The following is a 2015-nucleotide window of genomic DNA, read 5'->3' as shown; positions in this document are numbered from 1 at the left end:
GTTCTCGGGCTGCGCCGTGAGGCAGACCGCGCGGTGGCCGGCCGTGACGTGGAGCCGGCCGTGACGTGGAGCCGGGCGTGCCGCGTAGGCCGGGCGTGCCGCGAAGCCGTGAAGCCGGCCGTCCGGGGCTCCGGGCCGCCGTGGGCGGCCGCAGCGGGTCCGGCCCGGCCCCTGTCCGGACGTCAGACGGCGGAGAGCTCCTGGGAGGCCGCCACGCGGATCCGGCGCTCGGCCTCCGGCCCGGCGCAGGGGTGCGCGCCCAGCGCGACCTGCCGGCCGATGATGGTGCGCTCGGCGCGCATCAGCCGCCAGCCGCGCCGCACCAGTACCGGAAGCGACTTCCGGCCCTCGCGCACGTCCCGGCGCAGCCGCCGCCAGGCGGTGGTGAGCGGACCGTTGCGCAGGCAGAGGGCGTCACCCAGCAGGCCCTCGGCGGCGCATTCGCCGACGATCTCGGCGGCGAAGATGCCCTCGGCGACGAACGCACCGGCCCCGTCGAGGTCCAGTACCCGGGTGGCGATCCGTCCGTTGTCCGGGATCGAGTACACCGGCACCTCGGCCCGGCCGGTCCCGTACAGGTCGCGGATGGCCGCGACGGCCTGCTCGCGGTGCCAGGAGAGCGGGGAGTCCCAGTCGACCGCGCCGTCGGGCAGCAGCGGGAGGGTGGGGTCGTCGCCGTCCTTGTAGAAGTCGTCGAGCTGGAGCACCGGCAGGGCGCTGCGCTCGGCGAGCGAGGACTTCCCCGAACCGGAGGGCCCGGAGAGCAGGACCACCCGGGCGCGGGCTATCGGCACAGGGTTCAGCGGGGAGTCACTCACGGGACACCAGTCTGACGCATCCGGGCCGGATGCCGAAACCGGTCGGACCGAACTGTCCGCATCCGTCGGGTCAGACGGTCTTGAGGACCTCCGGCGCGGTGAGTGCGGCGTGCACCAGCGGCAGGTAGCGGCTGTCGACCTGGAGGTAGACGGGGTGGCCGTCGCCGGGCGGGCGGTAGGCGGTGGCGGCCCAGTCCTGGTCGTGCCAGGTGCCGGGCTCGGGGTCGTGGAAGGTGCCCCCGGCGGCCAGTTCGGTGCGACCGCCCTCGGACGGGCCGAAGGTCACGACGGCGGCCCCGGGGGTGATGCGGAGCTTGCCGTTGACGTAGACGGGCTGCCAGCCGGGACGTTCGGAGCGGGCCGAGCAGGGGACCTTCGCGGTGCGGCCGGCGGCGAGGCGGCGGCGGGCACGGGCCACGAACAGCTTGCGGAGGAACCCGTCCGCGAACAGCGCCATCATCTCCGCCACGAATTCACCCACGGCAGCGTCCCCCTTGATCGTTTCCGGTACGGGCGATTCTGGCCCGGGGTGCGACCGGGCGGGGACCACCGAACGGCTCGACGTCCCGCGACGAAAGTCGCGCGGACGGAGGGGTGGGCCGGGAAGGGGGGCGAGCCGGGAGGGCGAGGGCCGGGAAGGGCCGCGCCCGGCCCGGAAAACCGACGGACCCGCGCCAGGGGGGGAGAGGCGCGGGTCCGTCCTGTGACCGTCCGGGCCCTGGGGGGGTGAGGGCACTGGGGACGGCCAGTCTGTGGAGTTGTTACTCGTGGCTACTCAACGTAACCGTGGGGCCGACCGGGAGGTCAGATCCCCATCGGGTGCCAGACCGTCTTGGTCTCCAGGAACGAGAGTAGCCGGTCCGTACCGGGCGCATTGGTCCAGTCCTGGGCGAACGGGTCCAGCTCCGGGCGGATCACCCTCTTCAGGGTATCCGCGGCAAGTGCCTCCAGCGAGGCCGCCGCGCCGGGACCGTCGTCGGCGATCGCGCCGGTGAGGTCCACCGCGTTGACGTCCTGGTGGGAGGCCAGGGTCGGGGCGATGTCCGAGGTCCTGCCGGAGATCAGGTTGACCACGCCGCCGGGCACGTCCGAGGTGGCCAGCACCTCGCCCAGCGACAGGGCCGGCAGCGGGGCGTCGGCCGCGACCGCCACCACCACGGTGTTGCCGGTGGCGATGGCGGGGGCGACCACCGAGAC

The 2015-nt window shown here is 74.3% G+C and carries 3 protein-coding genes; all 3 read right to left on the bottom strand.

All coding sequences use genetic code 11. The features are described from left to right. Positions 1–182: 182 nt before the first annotated feature. Complete coding sequence (locus tag ACFWOG_RS40715; RefSeq protein ID WP_329882704.1) at positions 183–818, bottom strand: ATP-binding protein; 636 nt, start codon at positions 816–818, stop codon at positions 183–185. Between the two features lie 70 nt (positions 819–888). Then, the gene (locus ACFWOG_RS40710) at positions 889–1299 is read right to left on the bottom strand and encodes a hypothetical protein (protein WP_329950709.1); all 411 of its coding nucleotides are present in this window, start codon (positions 1297–1299) and stop codon (positions 889–891) included. Between the two features lie 323 nt (positions 1300–1622). Next, positions 1623–2015 (bottom strand): aldehyde dehydrogenase family protein (locus tag ACFWOG_RS40705; protein WP_380364781.1); only part of this gene is annotated, 393 nt, incomplete at its 5' end.

This window comes from Kitasatospora sp. NPDC058406, assembly GCF_042722765.1.
Classification (GTDB): Bacteria; Actinomycetota; Actinomycetes; order Streptomycetales; family Streptomycetaceae; genus Kitasatospora.
The sequence above is the reverse complement of the archived record's forward strand: the minus strand, read 5'-3'. Positions and strand labels throughout refer to the sequence as shown.